At 66.3% G+C, this 25,316-nt stretch carries 23 protein-coding genes and 1 tRNA gene; 15 read left to right on the top strand and 9 right to left on the bottom strand.

The window, feature by feature from the left end; genetic code table 11:
• Nucleotides 1-167: 167 nt before the first annotated feature.
• A complete protein-coding gene (locus tag QPK32_RS13535; protein WP_290413342.1) occupies nucleotides 168-632 on the bottom strand; it encodes a type VI secretion system tube protein Hcp in 465 nt (154 codons plus the stop codon).
• A gap of 124 nt (nucleotides 633-756) precedes the next feature.
• Here QPK32_RS13535 and QPK32_RS13530 point away from each other — a divergent pair, with 124 nt between their 5' ends.
• Both QPK32_RS13530 and QPK32_RS13525 read left to right on the top strand, forming a co-directional pair.
• Nucleotides 757-1,293 carry a lysozyme gene (locus QPK32_RS13530; protein WP_290413341.1) on the top strand — a complete coding sequence of 179 codons (537 nt, stop codon included), beginning with the start codon at nucleotides 757-759 and terminating at the stop codon, nucleotides 1,291-1,293.
• 9 nt (nucleotides 1,294-1,302) lie between these two features.
• Entirely contained in the window at nucleotides 1,303-1,767 is a 465-nt protein-coding gene (locus tag QPK32_RS13525) for a hypothetical protein (protein WP_290413340.1), read from the top strand.
• 67 nt (nucleotides 1,768-1,834) lie between these two features.
• Here the strand turns inward: QPK32_RS13525 and QPK32_RS13520 are convergent, their stop codons facing one another.
• Entirely contained in the window at nucleotides 1,835-2,638 is an 804-nt protein-coding gene (locus tag QPK32_RS13520; RefSeq protein WP_290413339.1) for an alpha/beta fold hydrolase, read from the bottom strand.
• A 191-nt stretch (nucleotides 2,639-2,829) separates the two neighbouring features.
• On the opposite strand from QPK32_RS13520, the gene QPK32_RS13515 reads away from it, so the two are divergent.
• The 4 genes from QPK32_RS13515 (at nucleotide 2,830) to QPK32_RS13500 (ending at nucleotide 7,791) form a co-directional block, all read left to right on the top strand.
• Nucleotides 2,830-4,059 carry a putative DNA modification/repair radical SAM protein gene (locus QPK32_RS13515; protein ID WP_290413338.1) on the top strand — a complete coding sequence of 410 codons (1,230 nt, stop codon included), beginning with the start codon at nucleotides 2,830-2,832 and terminating at the stop codon, nucleotides 4,057-4,059.
• Nucleotides 4,056-5,588, top strand: a complete 1,533-nt coding sequence (locus tag QPK32_RS13510; protein ID WP_290413337.1) for a UdgX family uracil-DNA binding protein — start codon at nucleotides 4,056-4,058, stop codon at nucleotides 5,586-5,588. The genes QPK32_RS13515 and QPK32_RS13510 overlap by 4 nt, the downstream gene beginning before the upstream one ends.
• Before the next feature lie 106 nt (nucleotides 5,589-5,694).
• Nucleotides 5,695-6,735 carry a TraB/GumN family protein gene (locus QPK32_RS13505; RefSeq protein ID WP_290413336.1) on the top strand — a complete coding sequence of 347 codons (1,041 nt, stop codon included), beginning with the start codon at nucleotides 5,695-5,697 and terminating at the stop codon, nucleotides 6,733-6,735.
• A 30-nt stretch (nucleotides 6,736-6,765) separates the two neighbouring features.
• Nucleotides 6,766-7,791: a TraB/GumN family protein gene (locus QPK32_RS13500; protein ID WP_290413335.1), complete on the top strand. Its 1,026-nt coding sequence runs from the start codon at nucleotides 6,766-6,768 to the stop codon at nucleotides 7,789-7,791.
• 128 nt (nucleotides 7,792-7,919) lie between these two features.
• Here QPK32_RS13500 and epsC read toward each other — a convergent pair whose 3' ends face one another.
• Together epsC and QPK32_RS13490 are read right to left on the bottom strand one after the other, a co-directional pair.
• Nucleotides 7,920-8,852, bottom strand: a complete 933-nt coding sequence (gene epsC / locus QPK32_RS13495; protein ID WP_290413334.1) for a serine O-acetyltransferase EpsC — start codon at nucleotides 8,850-8,852, stop codon at nucleotides 7,920-7,922.
• Between the two features lie 123 nt (nucleotides 8,853-8,975).
• Nucleotides 8,976-9,605, bottom strand: coding sequence for an MSMEG_1061 family FMN-dependent PPOX-type flavoprotein (locus QPK32_RS13490; RefSeq protein ID WP_290413333.1), 630 nt, complete (start codon nucleotides 9,603-9,605; stop codon nucleotides 8,976-8,978).
• An 87-nt stretch (nucleotides 9,606-9,692) separates the two neighbouring features.
• On the opposite strand from QPK32_RS13490, the gene QPK32_RS13485 reads away from it, so the two are divergent.
• From QPK32_RS13485 to QPK32_RS13475, 3 genes are all read left to right on the top strand, one after another.
• Complete coding sequence (locus QPK32_RS13485; protein ID WP_290413332.1) at nucleotides 9,693-10,493, top strand: helix-turn-helix domain-containing protein; 801 nt, start codon at nucleotides 9,693-9,695, stop codon at nucleotides 10,491-10,493.
• 131 nt (nucleotides 10,494-10,624) lie between these two features.
• Entirely contained in the window at nucleotides 10,625-11,560 is a 936-nt protein-coding gene (locus tag QPK32_RS13480) for a nuclease-related domain-containing protein (protein ID WP_290413331.1), read from the top strand.
• 97 nt (nucleotides 11,561-11,657) lie between these two features.
• Nucleotides 11,658-11,731: transfer RNA gene (locus QPK32_RS13475), tRNA-Gly, on the top strand.
• Nucleotides 11,732-11,739: 8 nt separating this feature from the next.
• On the opposite strand, the gene QPK32_RS13470 is transcribed toward QPK32_RS13475, so the two are convergent.
• The 4 genes from QPK32_RS13470 to dkgB form a co-directional block, all read right to left on the bottom strand.
• Nucleotides 11,740-12,006: a DUF1488 domain-containing protein gene (locus QPK32_RS13470; protein ID WP_290413330.1), complete on the bottom strand. Its 267-nt coding sequence runs from the start codon at nucleotides 12,004-12,006 to the stop codon at nucleotides 11,740-11,742.
• Between the two features lie 212 nt (nucleotides 12,007-12,218).
• A complete protein-coding gene (locus tag QPK32_RS13465; RefSeq protein ID WP_290413329.1) occupies nucleotides 12,219-13,334 on the bottom strand; it encodes an alkene reductase in 1,116 nt (371 codons plus the stop codon).
• Nucleotides 13,327-14,268 carry a TIGR03571 family LLM class oxidoreductase gene (locus tag QPK32_RS13460; protein ID WP_290413328.1) on the bottom strand — a complete coding sequence of 314 codons (942 nt, stop codon included), beginning with the start codon at nucleotides 14,266-14,268 and terminating at the stop codon, nucleotides 13,327-13,329. The genes QPK32_RS13465 and QPK32_RS13460 overlap by 8 nt, the downstream gene beginning before the upstream one ends.
• Nucleotides 14,269-14,278: 10 nt before the next feature.
• Complete coding sequence (gene dkgB, locus QPK32_RS13455) at nucleotides 14,279-15,082, bottom strand: 2,5-didehydrogluconate reductase DkgB (protein ID WP_290413327.1); 804 nt, start codon at nucleotides 15,080-15,082, stop codon at nucleotides 14,279-14,281.
• Nucleotides 15,083-15,181: 99 nt separating this feature from the next.
• Here dkgB and QPK32_RS13450 point away from each other — a divergent pair, with 99 nt between their 5' ends.
• The 3 genes from QPK32_RS13450 to QPK32_RS13440 all read left to right on the top strand — a co-directional run bounded on the left by QPK32_RS13450 (nucleotide 15,182) and on the right by QPK32_RS13440 (nucleotide 21,062).
• Nucleotides 15,182-16,084, top strand: a complete 903-nt coding sequence (locus QPK32_RS13450; protein ID WP_290413326.1) for a LysR family transcriptional regulator — start codon at nucleotides 15,182-15,184, stop codon at nucleotides 16,082-16,084.
• A 68-nt stretch (nucleotides 16,085-16,152) separates the two neighbouring features.
• On the top strand, nucleotides 16,153-18,219 hold the full coding sequence (locus QPK32_RS13445; RefSeq protein ID WP_290413325.1) for an ATP-binding protein: 2,067 nt from the start codon (nucleotides 16,153-16,155) through the stop codon (nucleotides 18,217-18,219).
• Nucleotides 18,220-18,368: 149 nt separating this feature from the next.
• Entirely contained in the window at nucleotides 18,369-21,062 is a 2,694-nt protein-coding gene (locus tag QPK32_RS13440) for an EAL domain-containing protein (RefSeq protein ID WP_290413324.1), read from the top strand.
• Nucleotides 21,063-21,194: 132 nt separating this feature from the next.
• On the opposite strand, the gene QPK32_RS13435 is transcribed toward QPK32_RS13440, so the two are convergent.
• Entirely contained in the window at nucleotides 21,195-22,313 is a 1,119-nt protein-coding gene (locus tag QPK32_RS13435; RefSeq protein ID WP_290413323.1) for a succinylglutamate desuccinylase/aspartoacylase family protein, read from the bottom strand.
• A gap of 138 nt (nucleotides 22,314-22,451) precedes the next feature.
• Between QPK32_RS13435 and trmB the strand changes: the two genes are divergently transcribed.
• The 3 genes from trmB (at nucleotide 22,452) to QPK32_RS13420 (ending at nucleotide 25,315) form a co-directional block, all read left to right on the top strand.
• Nucleotides 22,452-23,132: a tRNA (guanosine(46)-N7)-methyltransferase TrmB gene (trmB, locus tag QPK32_RS13430; RefSeq protein WP_290413453.1), complete on the top strand. Its 681-nt coding sequence runs from the start codon at nucleotides 22,452-22,454 to the stop codon at nucleotides 23,130-23,132.
• A gap of 198 nt (nucleotides 23,133-23,330) precedes the next feature.
• The gene (locus QPK32_RS13425; RefSeq protein ID WP_290413322.1) at nucleotides 23,331-24,560 is read left to right on the top strand and encodes a sensor histidine kinase; all 1,230 of its coding nucleotides are present in this window, start codon (nucleotides 23,331-23,333) and stop codon (nucleotides 24,558-24,560) included.
• Complete coding sequence (locus QPK32_RS13420) at nucleotides 24,557-25,315, top strand: LytTR family DNA-binding domain-containing protein (RefSeq protein ID WP_290413321.1); 759 nt, start codon at nucleotides 24,557-24,559, stop codon at nucleotides 25,313-25,315. The genes QPK32_RS13425 and QPK32_RS13420 overlap by 4 nt, the downstream gene beginning before the upstream one ends.
• Nucleotide 25,316 lies beyond the last annotated feature (1 nt).

The raw sequence follows: 25,316 nt of genomic DNA, 5'->3' as shown, positions 1-25,316 counted from the left end.
CATCTCGGCGTGATGGTCGGCCAAGAATCCCACAATGGTATCGCCGTCAGCCTCTGCGGCTCATGCCCGTACTTTTGGCGACCAAGCTTCTTCGGTGGTACGAAGCTCGGCGCTCCGGAGCTTCTCGATATATCGTTTATTTACGCAACCTTATTGGCCGCCAAGTCCTAGCCGCCAACCGTCGAGCCACCAGTGCCGCCGCCAATCTTTTGCTGCGTGTATTTCCATTTGACTTTGGAAAATTTCAGGCTTACGTGCTCGCCCAAGATCGAACCCGCTTCGATTCCTGGAGAAATTGCGCCGATGAGCACATTCTCTAATTCGATCTCGAAGTACTTGATGGGAACGCCATTGCCATCGGCACGCATGAATTCGAACTTGGCTTTCGGAATTGTTTTCCCCATCGCACAGGTTTGCATCAAAATCGGCGACGACAAGTCAGCTATTTTGCTGAGTGTGATCTCCTGAATCTCGACGCGCTCGGCAGTATGACCGCCGCCTGTCGATGCGGTCGCGCTGCGTGGCTGTATCAGGCCCCAATTCACAGATTCACATTCAATCCAGTCTTTGTGCTTGTCGTCCTGAGATTCGCCTTTGATCCCATCAATTTGAAGATACACGTCGATTGCCATATTTCCTCCGGTTTTTATTGGTCCTTTATTTTTGCAGCACCTATGGCAGAGGTTGCTTGTGTTAGCTCAGTAGCCCTCTTTGTTGAAATGCTAGATTGTTCGTTTCTCGACCATGGAGCTATTCATGACTGGTAAAGCGGCGAGGGCGATGAGTCCCAATGCTGGGATGAAAATGTCGCCAGAAGCCCGTGCGCGGATGCGTGCGACTGAGAAGGCGGTTTATCGTTATTACAATGACATGGGAAAGGACAGGGGGAATTGCACATGGGGCGCGGGCATCCTTGCACATAAAGGCGTTTGCACACCTGATGAGTTGAAGGAGAAGGTCAGCGCCGATATGGTTGATCAGGAGTTCGAACGACGTGTGGCAGAGGCAGAGAGATATGTCCGCATGAGGGTGAAGGTTGCAGTTAATCAAGCGCAATTCGATTCGCTTGTAAGCTTGACATATAACGCTGGGGTAGGCGGTATGGAAGGGACGTACAGCTTTGTTAATAGCGGGGATTTTGAAGGTGCCGCGGCGAATATCTCAAAAATGATCAAGGTTGCTGTTGTTGAAAAAGGAAAAAAGAAATTGGTAATCGCTCCTGGTTTAATCGAGCGACGTAAGGAAGAGAGCGCGCCATTTCGCGTAAAGAATGAAACGGGAAACAATAAGTAGGGGATACATATGTTTTTCTTGCATCTCGCGAATCTGCGCCAGCGTATCCATCACATTGTTTTTGTCGCTGCAATTTCCTTGTCGGCTTGGCCGACATTTTCAGCGCATGCAGCCGACTCGACCGACTATAGCGTTGTCGGTCGATGGAAACTAACAGCAGCGCTCGATGCCGCCGACATTACATCGCTTGATGAGCGCGAGGCAAAGCTGCTCGTCGGCAGTACGCTACGGATATCCAAGGAGCAGCTGCAACTTGGTAAGCGTATATGCTCGACGCCTGATTTTGAGGCAGAGCGCGTCGAACCCAGACTCTACCTACGTGAGCGTTATCACGCCGACAGCGACCATCTCGGCCTGCCCAATCCGGTAACAATCGTACACTTGGATTGCACGTCAGCGTTCGTTAAAAACCCGAATCATCTTGTCGTTTTTTGGGATGGCTGGTTTTTTGATGCCGTCAAGTTGAAACGCTAAAGTCGTGGCAGTGCAAGGTGTGCAAGTTCCGTGCGCTGGCGCTGCATGTGCACCCTATGTGTGCCGCTTAGCCCAGCGTCTGCGCCAGGAACTCGTCGATCACGCGCGAGCTGGCCGACGGCGCGCTCAGGTGCGGGCAGTGGCCGACGTTGTCGATCACGGCCAGGATGCTGTTCGGCATGCAGCGCTGCATGTAGGCGCCCACTTCGCGCGGCACGATCAGGTCGTCGCTGCATTGCAGGATCAGGGCCGGCACGGTCGATTTCGGCAGGTCGGCGCGGTGGTCGGCGAGGAAGGTCACGCGCGCGAAATGCTTGGCGATCGACGGGTCGTTGCGGCAGAAGCTCTCGATCAGTTCCGTGCCCAGCTCGGGGCGGTTGGGCGCGCCCATGATCATCGGCGCGACTTTTTCCGACCAGGCCGCGAAGTTGTCTTCCATGGTCTGCAGCAGGATGCCGATGTCTTCGCGGTTGAAGCCGCCGACGTAGTCGCCGTCGTTGATGAAGCTGGGCGAGGGACCGACCATGACCTGGGCCGCGAAGCGCTTGGGCGCCTTGATCGATGCCAGCAGGCCGATCATCGCGCTGACCGAGTGCCCGACGAAGACGACGGGGCCGGGCGCATAGGCATCGAGGATTTCCAGCAGGTCGTCGGCATAGCCGTGCAGGCTGCCGTACTTCTTGCGGTCGTAGGCCGACAGGTCGGACCCGCCGCTGCCGACCAGGTCGAACAGGATGGTGCGATAACGCTGGGCATAGGCCGGCGCGACGAAACGCCACATGGTCTGGTCGCAGCCGAAGCCATGGGAAAACACGATGGTGACGGGCCCGTTGCCTGCGATGTGCACGTTGTTGCGATACTGTACGGACATAGGAATCCAAAGGTGTCTTGCCGACAACATTTGCAGTGTAACATTCTCTAGGCCCTTAGACCCTCTCCACGGGGGAAATATGCATATTTCCCCACACTGTCCAGGATTTGACCCGCCGATGTGCGCGTGCGTACGGTCGGCGCCGCAACACCGGGTTATACTGTATTTCCATACAGTACCGGAATTCGTGGATGGAACTCAAGGACAAGCTGGAGATCCTGGCCGATGCCGCCAAATACGATGCGTCCTGCGCCAGCAGCGGCGCGCCCAAGCGCGACTCGCTGGACAAGGACGGCCTGGGTGCGTCCACCGGCATGGGCATCTGCCACAGCTATACGCCGGACGGACGGTGCGTCTCGCTGCTCAAGATCCTGCTGACCAATTTCTGCATCTACGATTGCCAGTACTGCGTGAACCGCCGCACGTCGAACGTGCCGCGGGCCCGCTTCTCGGTCGACGAAGTGGTCAAGCTGACGCAGGATTTTTACCTGCGCAACTACATCGACGGCCTGTTCCTCAGCTCCGGCATCATCCAGTCCAGCGACTACACGATGGAGCAGCTGGTCGAGGTCGCGCGCCGCCTGCGCGAAGTGCACAAGTTCCGTGGCTACATCCACCTCAAGACCATCCCCGACGCGGACCCGCGCCTGATCGAACTGGCCGGCAAGTACGCCGACCGCCTGTCCGTCAACATCGAGCTGCCGACCCAGGACAGCGTGACGCGCCTGGCGCCGGAAAAGAACGTCCACACGATCAAGCTGGCGATGGGTTCCATCCGCACCAAGCTGGACGAGAAGGACGACCACCCGAAGGCGCCCACCTTTGCGCCGGCCGGGCAGAGCACCCAGATGATCGTCGGCGCCGACGCCAGCGACGACCGCACCATCCTTAACACGGCGCAGACGCTGTACGGCAGCTACAAGCTCAAGCGCGTGTACTACTCGGCCTTCAGCCCGATCCCGCAAAGCCCGTCCAGCGTGCCGTCGGCGCCGCCGCCGCTGCTGCGCGAACACCGCCTGTACCAGGCCGACTTCCTGCTGCGCGGCTACGGCTTCACGGCGGGCGAGCTGATGCCGCAGGCTGGCAACCTGCCGCTCGACATCGACCCGAAGCTGGCCTGGGCGCTGACCAACCGCGAGCACTTTCCCCTCGACCTGAACCGCGCCGACGAGATGATGATCGCGCGCGTGCCCGGCATCGGCCTGCGCTCGGCCAAGCGCCTGATCGACCTGCGCCGGCTGCGCCGCATCCGCTGGGAGGACCTGTCGCGCCTGCGCTGCAGCATGAAGAAGCTGGCGCCCTTCGTCGTCACCGCGGACTACAAGCCGGCGCAGGGCGCGGCCTCGTCCGAACTGCTCCGGCGCAGCATGGCCGACGCGCCCGAGCAGATGAGCCTGTGGCCGGAGCTGCAGGCGGCATGAGCGCGGCCAGGAGCGCCGTCGCGCAGGTGCGCGCGGGCCTGCCGCTGCTGGTCGACGGCTTCTCCGCCTGGCGCGACGCCGCGCGCGAACTGCTGGCGCACGATGTTCCGCCCCAGGACGTCACCTGGGGCTCGCCGCACACGGGCGGCGACCTGCTCACGAGTGCGCCGCCGCCGGCCGCTGCTGGGGATAATGCAGGCACACCGCCGCCCGCGCCGGACCCGTCCCGGCAGCAGCCGCTGCGGCCCGCCCCGCACATCCCGCGCGCTTTCATGGACATGCTGCAGAGCGCCGCCTGCTGCCGCGTGCCGGACCGCTGGGCCTTTCTGTACCGCGTGATCTGGCGCTGGCAGCAGGGCGAGCACGACGTGCAGTCGCCGGCCGACGAAGACGGCGCGCGCCTGAACGCGATGGTCAAGGCGGTGCGACGCGAGGAGCACGACATGCATGCCTTTATCCGATTCCGCGAACGTCCCGAACAGGCGGGCCCGCCGCGCTTCGTCGCCTGGTACGAGCCGCGCCACGACGTGCTGCCCCAGGTGGCGCGGCACTTCGTCGCCCGCATGGGCAAGGTCAGCTGGATGATCGCCACGCCCGAGGCGAGCGTGCTGTGGGACGGCCGGACGCTGCACGACGCCGGCCCGCTGGCGAAGGGGCCGGAAGACCTCGAGGACAGCGGCGAGGCGCTGTGGCTGACCTATTACCGCAGCGTGTTCAACCCGGCGCGCCTGAACGCGGACATCATGCACCAGCACATCGCGTCGGATCGCTGGAAGAACCTGCCGGAAGCGAAGATCGTGCCGCAGATGGTCAAGGACGCCTCGCGCGGCGCGCGCAAGGTCGGCCAGTACGAGGCGGTGGGCCAGCGCAAGGGCACGACGATTCCCATCGCCCCCGCCGATGCCCAGCCCGAGCGCCAGCAGCCCTCCAAGCTGGACGAGTGCCGCCGCTGCGAACTGTGGGAATTCGCCACCCAGGCCGTGCCGGGGGAGGGGCCGAAGAAGGCGAAGATCATGTTCGTCGGCGAGCAGCCGGGCGACCAGGAAGACCTGGCCGGCCAGCCTTTCGTCGGGCCCGCCGGCAAGCTGCTCGACAGCGTGTGCGAACAGGCCGGCGTCGACCGCGACACGATCTACGTCACCAACGCCGTCAAGCATTTCAAATGGGAGCCCCGCGGCAAGCGCCGCCTGCACAAGACCCCCGTGCAGCGCGAGATCGAGGCCTGCCACTACTGGCTGGACAAGGAGCTGGCCAGCGTCAAGCCGACCGTCATCGTGGCGCTGGGCGCCACCGCATTGAAATCCGTGCTGCGTACGGCCAACGTCACGCTGAAGCACTACCTCGGCAAGCCGATGCGGCACGAAGGGCACTGGGTCGTCACCACCTACCACCCTTCGTACGTGCTGCGCGTGCCGAGCGAGGACGCCAAGCGCGAGGCGTTCAAGGTGATGGTCGACAGCCTCAAACTCGCGCACGAACTGCTGGAGCGGCCGCCGGAGGCGGGCGAACAGGGCGACCTCGGCGTGTGATGCCGTGCGATATATGCATGTCAAAATCGTAACACTTTGTTGTTGAGATGGGCTAAGCTCGTCTTTGTCGCTAATCTTTTGCGACACAACAACAAAGGGATGCACGATGAGCAAACGAACCGCATGCGCGCTGTACTTCGCAGTCCTTGCCTTGCCGGCGCTGGCGCAGACCGGCGCCGCCGGCGACACTCCTGACACGCCGGCTGCCGCACCGGGCGCACCCGTGCCCGAATTGGTGGAGGCGCCGACGCAGATCGTCGTCTCGGGCCGCCGTCCAGGTCCCGGCGTGTGGAAGGTGTCCAAGGGCGAGCACGTGATGTGGGTGTTCGGCACCTACTCGCCGCTGCCCGCGAAGATGGAGTGGGACGCGTCGCGCGTCGAACGCCTCGTCGCCCAGTCCCAGGAAGTGCTGATGCCGCCGGGCGCCAACGGCCACGTCGGCTTCTTCCGCGGCATCACCTTGCTGCCCAGCCTGGTCGGCTTGAAGAAGAACCCGGACGGCGCCCAGTTGCGTGACGTGTTGCCGGCCGACGTCTATGCGCGCTGGACGGGCCTCAAGGAAAAATACCTGGGCGACGACGACGGCGTCGAGCGCTACCGCCCCATCTTCGCCGGCCAGGAACTGCGCCAGGCCGGCATGAAGAAGAACGGCCTGGCCACGAGCGTGCAAGTGGTCAAGGCCATCGAGGACATCGCCAGGAAGAACAAGGTCAAGGTCAGCAAGACGGGCTTCGAGTTCGACGTGGAAGAGCCGCGCAAGATGATCCAGGAATTCAAGAAGCAGCAGATGGACGACGTCGCCTGCTTCACCAAGACCCTCGACAGCATCGACGGTGACATCGACGCCATGCGTGCTCGCGCCAATGCCTGGGCCAACGGCAATATCGCCGAGATCCGCAGCGTTAATTTCACCGAGCGGGAAGACGCCTGCAACAGCGCCATCCTGAACAGTTCGGTCGCGCGCAACAACACGCAATTCCAGGACATGCCGGGCCGCCTGCGCGCGGCCTGGCTGCAGAGCGCGGAAAAGTCCCTGGCCGGCAATGCCTCGACCTTCGCCATCCTGCAGATGAAGGACATCCTCGGTGAACGCGGCTACCTGGCGGACCTGGCGGCGAAGGGCTATACGGTCGAGAGTCCCAGGTAAGCGAACCCAACCTTGGGTAAGATGATGGTGATGAAACATTATCTGAATACAAAGCACCTGGCGTTCGTCCTGTGCCTCGGCGCGGCCGCCGCGCAAGCGCAGACGGCGGAGGGGAGCGCACCGCCCGCGGCCGCCGTGGAGGCGACCGCGCCGGCCACCGTGGTCGTGTCCGGCCGCCGTCCCGGTCCCGGCGTGTGGAAGGTCAGCAGCCGCGGCGGGCACGTGATGTGGGTGTTCGGCACCTACTCCCCGTTGCCGGCGAAGATGGAGTGGGACACGGCGCGCATCGAGCGCCTCGTCAGCCGTTCGCAGGAAGTGCTCAAGCCGCCGATCGCGAAGGCGCACATCGGCTTCTTCAGCGGGCTGACCGCCTTGCCGGAACTGATCGGCATCAAGAAGAACCCGGACGATGCCCAGCTGCGCGACGTGTTGCCGGCCGAGCTGTACACGCACTGGACGGTGCTCAAGGAAAAATACATCGGCGCCGACAGCGGCGTGGAGCACTACCGGCCCCTGTTCGCCGGGGAAGAACTGATGCTGGCCGGCGTCAAGAAGAACGGCTTGAGCTTCGGCACGGAAGTGATCGGCAAGATCGAGAAGATCGCCAAGAAGAACAAGGTGCGCATGAGCGATTCCGGCTACGACGTGGTGCTCGACGATCCACGCAAGCTGGTACAGGATTTCAAGACCTCGCAGGTCGACGACGTCGCCTGCCTGGCCAGCACGCTCGACACGCTGGACGTCGACCTCGAGACGATGCGCCAGCGCGCCAATGCCTGGGCCAACGGCAATATCGCCGAGATCCACAGCCTGGATTACACGGACCGCCAGGACACCTGCCTCGACGCAGTCCTGGGCAGTTCTTTCGTGAAGGATGCCGCGGGCCTGCGCCAGATGCGCGAACGCCTGCGCGCGTCCTGGCTCAGGACGGCGGAGAAATCGCTGGCAGCGAACGCATCGACGTTCGCCGTGCTGGAGATGCGCGACATCGTCGGCCCGAAAGGCTACCTGGCGGCGCTGCAGGCCAAGGGTTACGCGGTCGAGAGCCCTAACTAGGCCTCGGCGCATTGAACGACACCCGTTGGCAACGAGACCGTCGTCCCGGCGCAGGCCGGGACCCAATGTCGCAAGCGCCACCGCAACGCGTGAAACATCGGACCCCTGCCTTCGCAGGGGCGACGGCGCTAGCGCCCGCCCAGCCCGTCGCCGCCCGGCGCGGTCGTATCGTCGCGCGATGCCGCCTGGGCCACGCGCGCGCCCGGCGGCACGTCGTGCGTCAGCCAGACGTTGCCGCCGATGACGGCGCCCTTGCCCACGGTGATGCGCCCCAGCAGCGTGGCGCCCGCATAGATGACGACGTCGTCTTCCAGCACCGGATGGCGCGGCAAGCCCTTCTGCAGCGTGCCGTCGGCATTCGCGGGGAAGCGCTTGGCGCCCAGCGTGACGGCCTGGTACAGGCGCACGCGCTCGCCGATGACGGCCGTCTCGCCGATCACGACGCCGGTGCCGTGGTCGATGAAGAAGCCGGCGCCGATCTGCGCGCCCGGATGGATGTCGATGCCCGTCTCGCCATGCGCCAGCTCGGCGACGATGCGCGCCAGCAGCGGCAGTCCCAGCGCGTACAGGCGGTGCGCCAGGCGGTGGTGGATCATCGCCAGGATGCCCGGATAGCACAGCAGCACTTCGTCGACGCTGCGCGCGGCCGGGTCGCCGTGGTAGGCGGCCAGCACGTCGCTGTCGAGCAATTGGCGGATGCCGGGCAGCGCCGCGCCGAAGTCGCGCACGGCGGCCAGTGCCTGGCCGTCGATGTCGGTGCTGCCCAGCTGGCGCAAGGCGGCGCTGTAGCGTAGCTCGATACGCACCTGGACCAGCAGCGCATGCAGCGCCGAGTCGAGCGCGTGGGCGACGTGGAAATTCTCGCTGTCCTGGCGCAGGCAGGGCGGCCCCAGGCGCATCGGGAACAGCACGCCCTTGAGCTGGCCGACGATGGCCGCGACGGCATCGAGCGAAGGGAAGGCGATGCCGTTCGGTTCGCCGGGCGGCCGGTGCGCCGCGCGCCATTGGCGCCGTACATCGTGCAGCGCATTCACGATGCCGTGGATATCGAAATCGGCCATCGGCCAGGCTCCATGCGTAGTAATGGGAGCCTCCACTATACGGTCCGCCGGCACGCGCACCAAGGACGATGAAGTTACATCGTTATTCAAAAACCATCTAACCAGCTTGGCCGTGCATCAAGATCAGCCGTACAGGTCGTGCTTGACCGCGTGGTCGTAGTGGGCGTCGAGCTGTGCGGCTTCGGCCGGGTCGGCTTGCTTGCCGGCGGCGGCGTTCATCGCGGTGAGCATCTGGCCCGGCGTGGGCAGCGCGCGGCGGTCGCGCTGCGCGTCCGGCTTCCACAGGCCGGCCCGGTTGATCGCTTTGCCGCAATGGAACAGCACCTCGTCGACGGCCACCACGATCGCCGTCTTGGGCCGCTTGCCGCCCTCGGCCAGCTGGTCCAGCAGTTCCGGCGTCGTCCGTACGCGGGCGCGGCCGTTGATGCGCATGAAGATGTCCAGTCCGGGAAAGAGGAACAGCATGCCCGCGCGCTCGTCCTGCGCCAGGTTGCGCATCGACTCGATGCGGTTGTTGCCGGGCCAGTCGGCAAACGCGACGTGGCGGTCGTCCAGCACGTGGACGAAGCCCGGCGGCCCGCCGCGCGGCGACGCGTCCAGTCCGCGGCTGCTGCCCGTCGCCAGGCAGAAGAAGGTGGCGGCGCCCAGATAGTCGCGGTGGAAGTCGATCAGGTGGTCGAGGACGGCTTTCTGGATGCGCTCGGCGGGCGGGTCGTAGAGGGCATCGAGGTCGGGGAAGGCGGGATCAAGCATGGCGGTCTCCTGGAAGAGATGCCAGTGTAGGTTCGACCTGTTTGGCGCCTGTACAATGGCCGAGCCAATGTATATCGATTTGACGCCATGAGCGACTTTCCGGCCGACGTACACTTCGTCACCGAATCCGATGCCCCGCCCGTGATCGTGCTGGCCGGGAGCGACGACACGGAACGCGGTTCGGCCCCGCACAGCCACCGCCGCGGCCAGTTGTTCGGCTCCACGCGCGGCCTGCTGACGGTGGGGCTGGACACGGGCGTCTGGGTCGTGCCGACGACGCATGCGGTGTGGGTGCCGCCGTACCAAGTGCATTGGGCGCGCTCGCACGGACCGTTCGCGGGCTACGCCGTGTACGTGGCCCACGACGAGTGCGCCGGTTTGCCGGCGCAGCCCTGCAGCATCCGCGTGTCCGGCCTGCTGCGCGAGGGCGTGCTGCGCGCCGCCACCTGGCCGCCGGGCGCGCTGGACGCGCGGGGCGAACGCATCGCCGCCGTCATCCTCGACGAGATCCGCACGCTGCCCGTCGACGCGCTGGGCCTGCCGCTGCCGCGGGACGCGCGCCTGCTGCGCATCGCCCGCGCCATCCTGGCCGACCCGTCCACGGAACGCAGCCTGGAAGAGTGGGCGGCCTGGGCCGCCACCAGCGCGCGCTCGCTGAGCCGCCACTTCGTGCTGGAAACGGGATTCACCTTCACCGCCTGGCGCCAGCGCGCCCGGCTACTGCGGGCATTGGAAATGCTGGCCGACGGCGCGGCGGTGACGGCCATTGCGCTGGAGCTGGGCTATTCGACGCCGAGTACCTTCATCGGCTTGTTCAAGCGCACGTTCGGGGCGACGCCGGCGACCTATCGCGAGCGCCTGCAGGGAAAAGGTGAGCCCTTGTCGTAGGTTTGTTGACCTGCCTGTAATGAGCATGTGTTTCGATGTTTCTTTTCAGCCTCAACATTGTGAAGATTGTCACAGCGCAGCGCTATGGTTGATACAATGCAATATTGTAATGGTATGTGGCTCAGGTAATCATGCTCATCAAAAGCGCAGACGACAAAGAACCCCAGATTGCGATTCTTAAGAATTTGCTTGCTCACGAACGCGTCCCCTTGGAAAGAAAACGGCTGGTAGAAAGGGAACTGCGGTCCTTATCGATTGGAATGGCAACGGAAAAACAGGCCGCATACGAGATCGATTTCTACGCCGCGCGCAGCAAGAATTTATGCGTCATCCACGATCTTCGCCTCGAAATCGACGGACGTATGGCGCAGATCGACCATATACTGATCAACCGGCTCTTGGAAGTCTTCGTTCTGGAAACGAAGACATTCAGCACGGGCCTGTCAATCAATGAGCTGGGTGAATTTTCGACGATCTATGAGGGTAAGGAAATAGGTATTCCCTCTCCGGTCGAACAGAATGCACGCCATATATCCGTACTCAAAGACGCTTTCAAGGAAATCGGGTTGCCCAAGCGCCTTGGCATTACCTTGCAGCCGTCCTTCCATTCAGTGGTCCTAGTCTCGCCGAAGTCGGTGATTAATCGGCCACAATCATCGAATATGGATGCGTCAATCATCAAGCTTGATCAATTCTTCTCGTGGTACGACAAAAAGCTCGACGAAGTAAAACTCAAGGATACGATCGGTATCCTGAAGTTATGCTCCAGTGAGACAGTGATCGGTCTTGGAAAGAAATTGCACGCTCTCCATACGCCGAGTCGCGTCGACTACATTAAAAAATTCGAACTGGAACAGGTGATAGTTGGCAAGGGCTGGGTTGCACATATGAGTTCGGAGGCGACGGTCGTCCCGGATTCGACGGCCGAGAGGCGAGGCGAAGAAAAGAAATATTTTTGCGCGAACTGCAAAAAACCAATCGCTCAAGTCGTTGCCAAATATTGCTGGAATAATAAATCGAGATTTGGCGGAAAAGCTTATTGTCGTGTCTGCCAAGAAAATATGTGAGTACCGTGCAGGGCGTCCTGCCACGTCGCCCCTCTTGACTTCGAGCCGGACCACGATGTTGTCAGCGCGTGTAAAACCCGCGTAGAATGCAGGCAACGCGGGTGTAGCTCAATGGTAGAGCAGGAGCTTCCCAAGCTTAAGACGAGGGTTCGATTCCCTTCACCCGCTCCATTCCTCCGTCAGGATTGAAAATCCTGCGTCCGCAAGAACACATCCCCCATCGCCCCGCTCAGGAAACGCTCCTGCGCGACGACCTGGATTTCTCCCCGGTTCGCTTCGAAGATCTGCCGCAGGTGGTCCGGCTCCATGGAAGTGGCGCCGAAATGGTCTTCCAGCGCTTCTTCCGTGACGAGGCAGCGCCGGGGATGGCCGTTGACGACGGCGGGAAAGGCAACGCTCGTCGCCCGTGCTTCGTAGGCAGATTGAGGCGGGAAGGAAATGTCCATCGGAATCCTCGCTAGGTGACGCAATGAACCGGAAAATGTGGTGTACCTGACATCACCATTCTTACGTAAGGATGGGCTCCAAGGCAAGCGCAGCGCGCGCAAATAAGCCGTCCTTAAGTCCAGGGACGGCGTGGCTGAGGTGACGTACACATCCGGTGGGCACACGGTGCCTACGCCGGCCGCGCCCACGCTACGACGCAACGCAGAGGCGGTCAGGCCGCCTGCAAGGCCGGATAGTCGGTCAGGCCGTGCGCGCCGCCGCCGAACAGTGTATCGCGGTCGTGCGCGGCGAGCGGCGCGCCCTGGCGCAGGCGCGCCGGCAGGTCCGGGTTGGCGACGAAGGGACGGCCGAAGGCGATCATGTCGGCCCAGCCGGCGTCCAGCGCTTCCCGCGCCCGCGCGCCGTCGTACTTGCCGGCGTAGATCAGGATGCCGGGGAAGGCGGCGCGCAGGCGCTGCTTGAAGTCGAGGGGCATGTGCGGCGCGTCGTCCCAGTCCGCTTCGGCGATGTGGATATAGCCCACGCCGATCTCGCCCAGCAGCTTCGCGGCCGCCAGGTAGGTCGTTTCCGGATCGGCGTCGACGCAGCCGTTCAGCGTCGTCAGCGGCGCCAGGCGCACGCCGACGCGCTTGGCATCGCCACCCACGCCTTGCACCAGCGCACGGGCGACTTCTCCCAGGAAGCGCAGGCGGTTTTCCAGCGAGCCGCCGTACTGGTCGCCGCGGTCGTTGGCGTTCGAGTCGATGAACTGGTTGACCAGGTAGCCGTTGGCCGCGTGCAGTTCGACGCCGTCGAAGCCGGCCGCCACCGCGTTGCCGGCGGCCTGGCGGTAGTCGTCGACGACGGCGCGGATTTCCTCCACCGACAGGGCGCGCGGCATCGAGGCCTGCACGAAGCCGGGCTTGCCGTCGGCCTCGGCGACGAACACGTTCACGCCTTCGGCCTGGATGGCGGACGAGGACACGGGCGGCTGGCCGCCCAGCAGGCTCGCATGGCTCAGGCGGCCCACGTGCCAGAGCTGGGCGAAGATGGTGCCGCCGGCCGCGTGCACGGCATCGGTGACGAGGCGCCAGCCGTCGACCTGCGCCGGGGTGTGGATGCCGGGCGTCCAGGCATAGCCCTTGCCGAGCGGGGAAATCCAGGTGCCTTCGCTGACGATCAGGCCGGCGCTGGCGCGCTGGGCGTAGTACTCGGCCATCAGGGCATTCGGCACGTCGCCGGGCTGGCTGGCGCGCGAGCGCGTCATCGGCGGCATCACGATGCGGTTCGGTAGCGGCAGGCTGCCCAGGGTCAGGGGGCGGAAAAGGGGATCGTGTTGTTCAGGCATGGGTCGTCTCGGTTTGTCCATGAAAATGCGGCAGCACCGTCTCGGCGATCTCGTGGAAGGTGTCGCCGAGCGGGCGCCGGTTGCGCCGGAAATGCAGGCCGACGTGGCCGACGCCGCCGGCACGCAGCGCGCGCAGCTCATCGATCAGCGCGAGGCGTCCGCCGCGCAGGCCGAAGCGGTGGCGTTGCAGCGGTTCGTCGGGGTCCTCGGCCAGGTCCAGGTGGATGAAGGTGGCATACGGCTTGCCGCCCGCGACGGCGCGCCAGGCCGCCACGCGGCGCAAGTGGTCCCCCGGCGTGCCCGGGTAGGCGAGGCAGGCGTCCATGTGGGCGCCGATCCAGTCCGGCTGTTGCTGGGCGAGGCCGGCCACCAGCAGGGGCAGCGGGGACGCCTGCCGCGGAAGCACGGCCAGGCCGCCGGGCAGGTCCGCGGCGCCGCCGCGCAGCAGCGCGACCTGCTCGCGGAAACTGCTGCCGCGGCCGTCGAAGTCGCGCCCGAACAGCGGGTATTCGACGGGACGGTCGCCGCTGGCCACGCCCAGCAGCAGGCGCTCGCCGCTCAGATGTTGCACGGTGGCGGCGGATTTCAGCGTCAGCAGGGGCTCGCGCAGCGGCAGCACGACGGCGGCCGTGCCGAGCAGGATGTCGCGCGTGATGCCGGCCAGGTAGCCGAGGTAGGAAAACACCTCGAAGACCTGGGCCGCGTCGCCGAACGACGGGTCGTACAGCGGCACGTCGCGCACCCACAGGGCGCGAAAGCCGAGGCGGTCGGCCAGCCTGGCCAGCTCCGCATGGCGCTGCAGGTCCGGCTCGCCGGGCAGGCGTCCGGCCGCGCGGCGGGCCGCATCGCCGTCCGGCGTCCAGTCGTTGTCCAGCGGCGCCTCGATGCCGATGCTGAAACCACCGGCGACGAGGCGGTCGAGGGCATTCGTCATGGCGCCGTCCTCAATCCCATTCCGGCGCCAGGCCGGCCGGGTCGACTTCGCGCCCATTGCGTTCGAGCGCGGCGATGGCGGCCATGTCGTCCGCATCGAGCTTCAGGTCGCGCGCCAGCAGGTTGCTGGCCAGGTTCTCGCGCCGGGTCGAGGACGGGATCACGGCGTAGCCCAGCTGCAGCGCCCAGGCCAGCGCGACCTGGGCCACGGTGGCCTGGTGCTTGTCGGCGATCCGTTTCAATACCGGGTCCTGCAACACCTTGCCGTAGGCCAGCGTCATGTAGGAGGTGACGGCGATGCCTTGCTCCTTCAGGAAAGCGGCCAGCGTCGCGTTCTGCAGGTAGGGGCTCAGCTCGACCTGGTTGGTGGCGATCTCTCCCTTGCCGACGGCGTCGACGGCTTGCCGTGTCAGCGCGATATTGAAGTTCGAGATGCCGATCCGGCGCGTCAGGCCCAGCGACTTCGCCTCGGCCAGCGCTTCCATGTATTCGGGCAGGCCGACGCCGTTGCCGGGGGCCGGCCAGTGGATCAGGGTCAGGTCGACGTAGTCGGTGCGCAGCTTGTCCAGGCTCTCGCGCAGGCTCGGCACCAGCTTGTCCTTGGCGTAGTTGTCGGTCCAGATCTTGGTCGTCAGGAACAGGTCGGCACGGGCGACGCCGCTCTCGGCGATCGCCTGGCCCACCTCGGCTTCGTTGCCGTAGATCTGGGCGGTGTCGACGGCGCGGTAGCCCAGTTCCAGCGCGGTGCGTACGGAATCGATGACGGTCTGGCCGGTCAGGCGGAAGGTGCCGACGCCGAACGATGGAATGCTCATTGGGTAACTCCTCAATCAATAATCTGAGAGCAGTATGCGCGCTTTATATTTGTCGATTAAGCTGTGTATGCTCAAAATTCTTTTGATTCCAATGCAAATATGAAGACGACCCTCGACGAAATGCAGGCCTTCGTGGCCGTGGTCGACACCGGCTCGATCACGGCCGCCTCGGAACAGCTCGGCTTGACGATCTCGGCCGCCAGCCGCACGCTCGGCCGGCTGGAGGAAAAGCTGCAGACGACGCTGCTGCGCCGCACGACGCGCCGGCTCGAATTGACGGAGGAGGGCGCGGCCTTCCTGCAGCATGCGCGCGCCATCCTGGCGTCGGTCGACGAAGCCGAGGAGCAGATGGCGGCGCGGCGCCTGCGTCCGGTCGGCCGCCTGCGCGTGGACGCGGCCACGCCGTTCATGCTGCACGTGATCGTGCCGCTGCTGGCGGGCTTCCGCGAGCGCTATCCCGAGGTCGAGCTGGAGCTCAATTCCAACGAAGGCATCATCGACCTGATCGAAAAGCGCACCGACGTGGCCTTGCGCATCGGCGCCTTGCGCGATTCGACGCTGCACGCGCGCCTGGTGGGCGCCAGCCGCATCCGGGTGTTCGCCTCGCCCGGCTACCTGGCGCGCCACGGCACGCCGGCGACGCCCGCCGACCTGGCCGGCCATGCGCTGCTGGGCTTCAGCCAGCCCGAGACGCTGAACGACTGGCCGCTGCGCGACGCCGGCGGCGAACTGATGCGCATCAAGCCGGCGATCGCCACGTCCAGCGGCGAGACGCTGCGCCAGATGGCCTTGTGCGACCTGGGGCTGGCCTGCATGTCCGATTTCATGACGCGCGCCGACGTGCGCGCCGGCCGCCTGGTGCCGCTGTTCCAGGACGTGGCCGTCGACGTGCGCCAGCCCGTCAACGCCGTCTACTACCGCAACACGGCGCTGGCCGCGCGCATCACCTGCTTCGTCGACTACGTGGTCGAGGCGCTGGGGGAACGGCCGTTCGAGGCGTGATACGCCGCGTGCGTCCGATTCATGCGGCTTATGGCACACTGGGACCGTCGATTTACCCAGTTCCCATCATGCCCGCAGAAGACCACCGGCCCGACGAACATGCAGCCCGTCCCGCCACCGCCACCGGCACCGATGCCGGCGCCCTGATGTTCCTGAGCGGCGGCGGCGAACTGGGCGCCATGATGCGTGCCCACGACTGGTCCGCTTCCCCGCTGGGCGATCCGCGCGGCTGGCCGCAGGCGCTGCGCACGGTCGTCGCCTTGATGCTCAATTCCAAGTTTCCGATGTTCGTGGCATGGGGCGAGCAGCTCGGCTTCCTGTACAACGATTCCTACCGCGAAGTGCTGGGCGACAAGCATCCGGCGTCGCTGGGCCGCCCGTTCCACGACATCTGGGCCGAGATCTGGCACGACATCGGCCCCATGGTCGAGCGCGCCCTGCAGGGCGAGGCGACCTATGCGGACCGCATGTACCTGGTGATGAACCGCCATGGCTACGAGGAGCCGACCTGGTTCACCTTCTCCTACTCTCCCGTGCGCAACGAGGACGGCGTCGTCGCCGGCATGTACTGCGCCTGCGTCGAGGTCACCGAGCAGGTGCTGGCCGAGAAATACCGCGACGCGGAAAACGAGCGCCTGCGCGGGCTGTTCGCCCAGGCGCCGGGCATCATGGCTGTGCTGCGCGGACCGGAGCACGTGTTCGAGCTGACCAACGGCTCCTACATGCAGCTCATCGGGCACCGCCAGATCCTGGGCAAGAGCGCGCGCGAGGCATTGCCGGAAGTCGTGGGGCAGGGTTTCTTCGAACTGCTGGACCGCGTGTACACGAGCGGCGAGCCGTTCGTCGGCACCGCGCTGCCGGTGCGCCTGCAGCGCGAACCCGAGGGGCCGCTGGAAGAGCGCTACATCGACTTCGTCTACCAGCCGATCCGCGATGCCGCCGGCAGCGTCACCGGCATCTTCGTCGAAGGGGCCGACGTGACGAGCCGCAAGCAGGTCGAGGACGAGCTGCGCGCGGCGAACGCCCAGAAGGACCAGTTCCTGGCCATGCTGGCGCACGAGCTGAGGAATCCGCTGGCGCCGATCGTCACCGCCGCCCAGCTGCTCAAGCTGGGCCGCACCGACCCGCGCAGCGTGGCCAGCGCGAGCGACATCATCGCGCGCCAGGCCGAGCACATGACGGACCTGGTGAACGACCTGCTGGACGTCTCGCGCGTCACGCGCGGCCTGGTGACGCTGGAGAAGGAAGAGCTGGACCTGAACGTGATCGTGGCCGCGGCCGTCGAGCAGGTGCGTCCGCTGGTCGACGCGCGCCGCCACTCGCTCACGCTGCAGCTGTCCGGCGAGCCCGCCCACGTGATCGGCGACCGCACGCGCCTGGTCCAGGTAATCTCCAACATCCTCAACAACGCGGCCAAGTACACGGCGCCGGGCGGCAGCATCGGGCTCGCCGTGCACACGGAAGGCGAGCTGGTCTACGTGACCGTGCGCGACACCGGGGTCGGCATCGCGCCCGAGGTGCTGCCCTACATCTTCGACCTGTTCACCCAGGCCGAGCGCACGCCGGACCGTTCCCAGGGCGGCCTGGGCATCGGCCTGGCGCTGGTGAAGAGCCTGATCGCCCTGCACGGCGGCAGCGTGCGCGCCGAGAGCCCCGGGCTGGGGCAGGGCAGCGCCTTTTCCCTGTGCCTGCCGCGGGTGGCGCCGCCGGCGGGCCTGCGCTCCGAAGCGCCCGCGGCGCGCGGCGCCGGCGCCGGCGAAGATGCCTGCCTGCGCGTGATGGTGGTGGACGACAACGTCGACGCCGCCCAGATGCTGGCCGCCCTGCTCGAGGTGCAGGGCCATGCGGTGAGCGTCGAATACGACGGCGGCGGCGCGCTGGCGCGGGCCCGGGAGGAGCGCCCCGACGTGCTGCTGCTGGACATCGGCCTGCCCGACATCGACGGCTACGAACTGGCCCGGCGCCTGCGCGCCCAGCCCGAGAACGCGGGCGCCACGCTGGTCGCGCTGACGGGCTACGGCCAGCGCCAGGACCGCGAGGAAGCGCGCCAGGCCGGCTTCGACCATTACCTGGTCAAGCCGGCGGACCTCAACGAGGTCAACGAGGTGCTGGCCGAGGCGGAAGCGCGGCGTTAGCGCAGGGGTCAGAGTCCGGTGTTGAAGGTTGGACTCTGACCCCGGTGTACAGCCCGCGGCTCAAGCGATGAGCCGCGCCTGTCATCACCCCGTCACGTTCGTTTCCTACACTGTATTGCTGAGAAGAAACGACGTTCGACAATACATCCATGTCCAAGACCAGCGCGCCGCCCGCCCCGCGCACCCACCGCTACCTCGCGCTCCTGTGGCCGGCCCTGGCGCTGCTCGCCTGCGCCGCGCTGTGGAGCGCCGCCATCCTGCGCGCCGGCGGCGAGGAAAAACGCGCCGCCGAGCAGGCGTTCAAGGAAGCGGACGCCTATGCCGAGGCCTACGAACAGTACGTCACGCGCTCGGTCGCGCAGATGGACCAGATCACCATGCAGCTCAAGCACAGCTGGGAGCATTCGCACAACCCCGCGCTGATCGAGGACATGCGGCGCGACGGCATGTTCACCGATGCCGCCTTCGTCAGCGTGAGCGTGGTCGGGCGCGACGGCCACATCCGCTCGTCCAGCCGCATCGCCGAGCGCAGCCTGAGCCTGGCGGCGGCGCCGTTCTTCGTCGAGCACCGCGACAATATCTCGACCGCCCTGCGCATCGGCGCCCCGCCGCCCGAGCTGGAGGAAGCGCGCGGCGCGATCCTGTTCACGCGCCGCCTGGATACCAACGACGATGAATTCGACGGCGTGCTGCTGATGGCCGTCGATGCCGCCTATTTCACCTCCTTCGTCAGCTCGCCGACGCTGGGCGCGGGCAGCCTGCTGGCGCTGGTCGGCAGCGGCAACACGCTACGCGTGGAGCAGGATGCCAGCGGCGCGCTGCGCACCGGCGCGTCCGCTTCGCTGCTGCCGGCGAATGCCGACCGCTGGCCGGTGGCGCGCGGCGTCCAGCTGGTGGAAGGATCCGCCAAGGCCGGTGGATTCGGCGACGGCCGCGCACGCGTGCTGGGCTGGCGCCGTTCGTCCGCCTACCCGCTGGTGGCGGTGGTCGCGCTGTCCCAGGATGCGGCGCTGGCCGGGGCCGAGGCGTACTGGATCGCCAGCCGCAACAACACCATCATGGCCTGCGCCGTGCTGCTGGCGATGTCGGCGGCGGCCAGCACGCTGTCGCTGCGCGCCGCGCGCCGGGCGCGCGAACAGTCCGAGGTGCAGCGCGCCTACCGCACCGCCACCGAAAGCGGCAACGACGGCTTCTACATGGTCGCCCCCGTGCGCGACCGCAGGGGCCAGGTGGTCGACTTCCGCGTCGTCGACTGCAACGAGCGCGGGGCCTTCTTCTACGGCATGACGAGGACGAGCCTCGTCGGCGGCCTGGTGTCGCAGCTGGACCGCGGCGTCGGCGGGCCCGAACTGATCGAGGAATACCGCCAGGCGATGACGGTCGGCTTCCACCAGGAAGACCGGCGCATGCCCGACGATAACCGCCTGAACATCCGCTGGGGCCACCGCCGCCTGGTGCGCGTGGGCGACGGACTGGCCGTCACGCTGCAGGACATCAGCGAGCGCAAGGAGCACGAGGCGCAGCTGGCGCGCCTGGCCAACGAGGACAGCCTGACGGGCCTGCCGAACCGCCACTGGTTCCTCAACTTCGTGCCCGCGGCCCTGTCGCATGCCCAGGCCGGCGGCCACGGCGCGGCGCTGCTGTTCGTCGACCTCGACGAATTCAAGCAGGTCAACGATTCGCACGGCCACGCCGTCGGCGACCGCCTGCTGAAGGACGCGGCCGAGCGCCTGCTGTCGCAGCTGCGTCCGGGCGACCGCGTGGCGCGCTTCGGCGGCGACGAATTCATCGTCCTCCTGAGCCCCTTCGACAGCGACCAGCAGGTGGCGGCGGTGGCCGCGCGCATCGTCGGCGCGTTCGCGAAACCGTTCGCCATCGCCGACGAGCAGCACATGATCGGCGCCTCGGTCGGCATCTCCGTGTTCCCGCGCGACGGCCTGGATGCCGCCACGCTGATCCGCCACAGCGACATCGCCATGTACGCCGGCAAGAACGAGGGCAAGGGCCAGTACCGCTTCTTCGACCCGGCCCAGTCGAGCACCCTCAAGACCCGCGCCCAGCTGCGCCAGCGCCTGCTGGAAGCGATCGAGCAGCGCCAGTTCGTGCTGCACTACCAGCCGCGCGTGGACACCCGCGACGGCCGCCTGCTCAGCATGGAAGCGCTGCTGCGCTGGGAGCATCCGCAGCTGGGCATGATCCGTCCCGACGAATTCATCCCGCTGGCCGAATCGAGCGGCCTGATCGTGCCGATCGGCGCCATCGTGATCGACATGGCCTGCGCCCAGCTGGCCGCCTGGCACGCGGCGGGACTGGACCCGGTGCCCGTCTCGATCAACGTCTCGCCCAAGCAGTTCCTGCGCGGCGGCGTGCACCGCGAGCTGGCCGAGGCGCTGGGCCGCCACGGCGTGGCGGCGCGCCTGCTGGAAGTCGAGATCACGGAGTCGGCGATGATGGGCGACCAGGACGAGATCCTGGCCGAACTGGCCGCGATCCGCGCGCTGGGCATCAAGCTGCACGTGGACGACTTCGGCACCGGCTATTCGTCGCTGTCGCAGCTGCAGCGCATGAAGATGGACGTGCTGAAGGTCGACCGCTCCTTCACCGCCGAGCTGGGACGCTCGAAGGAGGGCACCGTGTTCTTCCAGGCGATCGTGTCGATGGCGCACGCGCTGGGCATGGAGGTGGTGGCCGAGGGCGTGGAGAACGCCGAGCAGCTGGCGATCCTGCGCCACCTGCATTGCAACGAGGTACAGGGCTACCTGATCGCCAGGCCGATGGCGGCCGATGCCATCGAGGCGCTGCTGGACAAGCGCTATCTGCTGGACCAGGCACTCGCAGCCTGAGCATTGCCGTGACATCAACCAACGTCGCCCCTGCGCAGGCAGGGGCCCAAGCACGGCATGCGGCCCTGCGGCGTGCAGCCAGCACCATGCGCATTCAGCTTGGGTCCCTGCCTTCGCAGGGACGACGAGGTTTCAGGCCGTCAGGAGATTCCCCGTGCGATACCCCTGCGCCCCCGCGATCTTACAGACATGCATCCCCTTCACCAGGTGCCGGTGCGCCGTGCTGGCGAACAGGATGCCGTCCTGCGACGCCTTCACGGGCATCGTCCTGCCGCTGACCGGGTTGACGATTTCCGCCACCGTATCGCCCGCCGCGACGCGGTCGCCCAGGTTCTTCAGGAATACCAGTACCCCCGACTGCGGCGCGTGCAGCGGCTCGACGCCTTCCAGCGGCGTCGGCGCGCACAGCGGCGCCGGCAGCGGGTCGTGTTCCATCTCGACGATGCCCAGGCGCGCCAGGTACTGGAGCAGGGCGCGCGCATCCTTCTCGGCCAGGTGGTAGCGCACGTCGTTCTCGCCGCGCAGCTCGACCGTCACGCCGATGCAGCCCATGGGAATGGGCGTCGCCGCGCCGAAGTGCTCGGCCAGTTCCCACCACACGCGGCTGCAGGCTTCGTCGAACGGCTCGCCGCCCGACTCCTTCGCCAGCAGCACGGCATGCGCCTGCAGCAGCGCGGCCAGCGGCTTGACGTCGTCCGCCAGCGGCGTGCCCGTGTACAGGTGCAGCACGGCCTCGTTGTCGCAGTGCAGGTCGAGCATCACGTCGGCGTCGATCGCCATGCCGAGCAGGGTTTTCTTGAGTTCCTCGGTCGCGTTCTTCGGCACCCACGACGCCACCGAGCGGCGCGCGTGCTCGCGCACGAGGGCCGCGTTGGCCGCCGCGTCCGGCCCCAGCTTGCCCTGCAAGGACACCTTCAGGTCGTCCGCCACGTGCTTGTACGAGCGGTTGAAGTTCACGCCCGTGGCCAGGTCGAAGCGCCCGAACGGCGCCCCGTGGATGACTTGCGACAGGCCGATCGGGTTCGCCACCGGCACCAGGATCACTTCGCCCTTGACCTTGCCGGCGGCGTCGAGCTTTTCCAGCTCCTGGCGCAGGCAATGCGCGACCAGCATGGCCGGCACTTCGTCGGCATGCAGCGAGGCCTGCACATAGGCCTTCCTGCCGCGGCCGGGCGTGCCGAAGTGGAGGGAGGCGAGCTGGTAGCGGGCGACGTTGTCTTCGGTGGCGATCGGGTGGCTTTTTTGCTGCATCTGGCATCTCCTGGGGAAGAAAGCCATTATGTCGGAGATCGGGGCGGCACAGCGCCGGGTTATAATGGCCGCCGTTTTTTCCTCACATTTTCTCCTCCCATGTCCGCAGATACGCCCCTGAACGAGCAAGGCCGTCCGATGCTCTACGACCCGACCGAACGCCGCATCCGCAGTTTCGTCACGCGCGCCGGACGCCTGTCGACCGGGCAGGCGCGCGCGCTGGAAGAACTGGGCCCGCAATTCCTGATCGAATACCGGAAAGAGCCGTTCGACTTCCACGCCCCGTTCGGCCGCACCGCGCCGCTGGTGCTGGAGATCGGCTTCGGCATGGGTGGCTCCACCGTCCACATTGCCAAGGAAATGCCGGACACGGACTTCATCGGCGTCGAGGTGCACACGCCGGGCGTGGGCAGCCTGCTGAAACTGATCGGCGAGGAAGGCGTCACCAACCTGCGCGCGATCCAGCACGACGCCGTCGAGGTGCTCAACAACATGATCGCCGACGGTTCGCTGGCCGGCGTGCACGTGTTCTTCCCGGACCCGTGGCACAAGGCGCGCCACAACAAGCGTCGCCTGATCCAGCCGGAGTTCGTGAAGCTGCTGTGCCAGAAGCTGCAGCCGGGCGGCTACATCCACTGCGCCACCGACTGGGAAGACTACGCGGTCCAGATGCTGGAAGTGCTGGGCGCCGAGCCGCTGCTGCAGAACACGGCCGAGGGCTATGCCGAGAAGCCGGCCTACCGTCCGCTGACCAAGTTCGAGAACCGCGGCATCAAGCTGGGCCACGGCGTGTGGGACCTCGTGTTCACCAAAAAATAAGCAGCCAACTTCGGTAGGGTGGACGGCTCTGCCGTCCACGCGTTCAACCGACGTGTGCCGAACGCGTGGACGGGAAACCCGTCCACCCTACCGTGTTTCGTCCCCTTGTCCTCGTCGTCCGTCGCCAGGCACTTTGCAGCGGCGGCAGGGCCTCCTACACTATGATCATTGCTAAATAGTAATGAACAGGAGGCCGTCATGTGGCGCAGGATCCGGGATTGGCATCGCGAATGGGAGCACGAGCTCCTCGCCGTGCTCGCGCAACCGGCGCTGGCGGCCCGGGTGCCGGCCGGCTACCGCCGCCGGGCCGCCGAGCAGGTCGCTGCCCTGTCGGCCATCGAGCGCAGCCAGCTGCTCGCGTTTTCGGCGGACTACCGGGGCTGGCGCGGCTGGCTCGCCATGGGCAAGCTGGCCCTGCTGTTCACCGGCATCGGCGTCCTGCTGAACCTGCTGTTCCTCCATGCGAACTGGGTGGCGCCCGTGGTGGTGGCGAACGCGGCCGGCTTCAGTATGGTCATCGGCATCGTCGGCGTGTGGTTCAACTACCGCAAGATCGTCCGCAAGAAATGGACCGTGCTCGGCAAGATCGTGCTGGCGACCGTGGTCTGCGGCGTCGTGACGGCCTACGGCGTGCTGGTCATGACGGACACGCGCATCGGCGCGGTGTGGGACGTCGTCCCCGGTTTCCTGGCCGTGCTGCTGGGCGCCGGCCTGCTGTTCGCGGTACCGATGATCGCCGTCGGCATCCTGCGCAACCGCCAGTACGAGCTGCTCACGGCCCAGCTGCAGGCCGACGCCGAGCGCGAGCGCCTCGCGCGCGAACTGTCCGAATCGAAGCTGCGCCTGCTGCGCGCCCAGATCGAGCCGCACTTCCTGTTCAATACCCTGGGCGCCGTCCAGCAGCTGGCCCAGCACGGCGCGCCGCGCGCGGCCGAACTCACCGCCGACCTGATCGCCTTCCTGCGCGCCAGCCTGGGCGACATGCGCTGCGACCAGGTCAGCCTGGAAGCGGAGTTCGGCCTGGTCGCGTCCTACCTGAAGGTGATGCAGGTACGCCTGGGCGAACGCCTGCGTTTTTCGGTGGACCTGCCGCGCGCGCTGGTCGAGGTGCGCGTGCCCAGCATGATCCTGCTGACGCTGGCCGAGAACGCGATCAAGCACGGCATCGAACCGGCGCTGCGCGGCGGCGAGATCGCGCTGTCCGCCCATCTCGACGACGGCATGCTGCGGCTGCGCGTGGCCGACAGCGGCGTCGGCATGAGTGTCATCGTGGACAAGGTGGCGGGCACCGGCATGGGCCTGGACAACCTGCGCCACCGCCTGCGCCTGGCCTACGGCGAGGCGGCCCGCCTGGTGCTGGAAGACGCCGACCCGGGCCTGGTGGCCGAGATCGCGCTTCCCTGCGCGCGCCCTGCGGAGGCCGCATGACGACGGTCCTGGTCGCCGAAGACGAACCGCTGATGCGCGAGCGCCTGCTGGAACTGCTGGCCGTGGCCTGGCCCGAGGCGCGCGTGGTACTGGCCGCGGAAAACGGCAACGATGCCTGGGACGGCTTCCTGGAACACGAGCCGCAGGTGGCCTTCCTCGACATCCGCATGCCCGGCCTGTCCGGGCTGGAGGTGGCGCAGCGCATCGGCAAGCTGGCCCACGTGGTGTTCGTGACGGCCTACGACCAGTACGCCGTCGACGCCTTCGACGCCGGCGCCGTCGACTACCTGCTGAAACCCGTGCAGGCGGACCGCCTCGGCAAGGCCGTGGCGCGCATCCGCGACAAGCTCGATGCCGCCGTGCCCCATCCGCCGGCCGACCTGGGCGACCTGCTCGCCCACCTGAAATCCACATTGCCCGGCATGCGTCCGGAGCGCACGCGCTGGCTGAAGGCGAGCGTGGGACGGCAGATCCGCGTGATCGACGTCGACGAGGTACTGTTCTTCCAGTCCGACACCAAGTACACGCGCGTGGTGCTGCGCGACTACGAGGCACTGGTGCGCACGCCGCTGAAGGATTTGCTGGGAGGGCTGGACCGCGAGCGCTTCTGGCAGATCCACCGCGGCACCGTCGTCAACGCGACGGCGATCGCGGCGGCCGAGCGCATCGATGCGGAGCGGATGCAGGTGCTGTTGCGCGGGTGCGATGAAAAATTGACCGTCAGCCGGACGTTCGCGCATTTGTTCCGGGATTGAG

This window comes from Massilia sp. YIM B02763 (assembly GCF_030412015.1).
In the GTDB taxonomy this organism is placed as follows: Bacteria; Pseudomonadota; Gammaproteobacteria; order Burkholderiales; family Burkholderiaceae_D; genus Telluria.
Note: the sequence above shows the minus strand (reverse complement) of the source record. Positions and strands in the feature narration are given on the sequence as shown.

Bases quoted from the DNA above. Each gene is read 5' to 3' on its own strand.
- QPK32_RS13505 (WP_290413336.1), top strand. From the start codon at position 5,695: ATGAGCAAACGAACCGCATGCGCGCTGTACTTCGCAGTCCTTGCCTTG.
- QPK32_RS13530 (WP_290413341.1), top strand. From the start codon at position 757: ATGACTGGTAAAGCGGCGAGGGCGATGAGTCCCAATGCTGGGATGAAA.
- QPK32_RS13470 (WP_290413330.1), bottom strand. From the start codon at position 12,006: ATGGACATTTCCTTCCCGCCTCAATCTGCCTACGAAGCACGGGCGACG.
- QPK32_RS13420 (WP_290413321.1), top strand. From the start codon at position 24,557: ATGACGACGGTCCTGGTCGCCGAAGACGAACCGCTGATGCGCGAGCGC.
- QPK32_RS13465 (WP_290413329.1), bottom strand. From the start codon at position 13,334: ATGCCTGAACAACACGATCCCCTTTTCCGCCCCCTGACCCTGGGCAGC.
- trmB (WP_290413453.1), top strand. From the start codon at position 22,452: ATGCTCTACGACCCGACCGAACGCCGCATCCGCAGTTTCGTCACGCGC.
- QPK32_RS13450 (WP_290413326.1), top strand. From the start codon at position 15,182: ATGAAGACGACCCTCGACGAAATGCAGGCCTTCGTGGCCGTGGTCGAC.
- QPK32_RS13460 (WP_290413328.1), bottom strand. From the start codon at position 14,268: ATGACGAATGCCCTCGACCGCCTCGTCGCCGGTGGTTTCAGCATCGGC.
- epsC (WP_290413334.1), bottom strand. From the start codon at position 8,852: ATGGCCGATTTCGATATCCACGGCATCGTGAATGCGCTGCACGATGTA.
- QPK32_RS13535 (WP_290413342.1), bottom strand. From the start codon at position 632: ATGGCAATCGACGTGTATCTTCAAATTGATGGGATCAAAGGCGAATCT.
- QPK32_RS13520 (WP_290413339.1), bottom strand. From the start codon at position 2,638: ATGTCCGTACAGTATCGCAACAACGTGCACATCGCAGGCAACGGGCCC.
- QPK32_RS13490 (WP_290413333.1), bottom strand. From the start codon at position 9,605: ATGCTTGATCCCGCCTTCCCCGACCTCGATGCCCTCTACGACCCGCCC.
- QPK32_RS13440 (WP_290413324.1), top strand. From the start codon at position 18,369: ATGTCCAAGACCAGCGCGCCGCCCGCCCCGCGCACCCACCGCTACCTC.
- QPK32_RS13515 (WP_290413338.1), top strand. From the start codon at position 2,830: ATGGAACTCAAGGACAAGCTGGAGATCCTGGCCGATGCCGCCAAATAC.
- QPK32_RS13525 (WP_290413340.1), top strand. From the start codon at position 1,303: ATGTTTTTCTTGCATCTCGCGAATCTGCGCCAGCGTATCCATCACATT.
- QPK32_RS13425 (WP_290413322.1), top strand. From the start codon at position 23,331: ATGTGGCGCAGGATCCGGGATTGGCATCGCGAATGGGAGCACGAGCTC.
- QPK32_RS13445 (WP_290413325.1), top strand. From the start codon at position 16,153: ATGCCCGCAGAAGACCACCGGCCCGACGAACATGCAGCCCGTCCCGCC.
- QPK32_RS13500 (WP_290413335.1), top strand. From the start codon at position 6,766: ATGAAACATTATCTGAATACAAAGCACCTGGCGTTCGTCCTGTGCCTC.
- QPK32_RS13480 (WP_290413331.1), top strand. From the start codon at position 10,625: ATGCTCATCAAAAGCGCAGACGACAAAGAACCCCAGATTGCGATTCTT.
- QPK32_RS13485 (WP_290413332.1), top strand. From the start codon at position 9,693: ATGAGCGACTTTCCGGCCGACGTACACTTCGTCACCGAATCCGATGCC.
- QPK32_RS13435 (WP_290413323.1), bottom strand. From the start codon at position 22,313: ATGCAGCAAAAAAGCCACCCGATCGCCACCGAAGACAACGTCGCCCGC.
- dkgB (WP_290413327.1), bottom strand. From the start codon at position 15,082: ATGAGCATTCCATCGTTCGGCGTCGGCACCTTCCGCCTGACCGGCCAG.
- QPK32_RS13510 (WP_290413337.1), top strand. From the start codon at position 4,056: ATGAGCGCGGCCAGGAGCGCCGTCGCGCAGGTGCGCGCGGGCCTGCCG.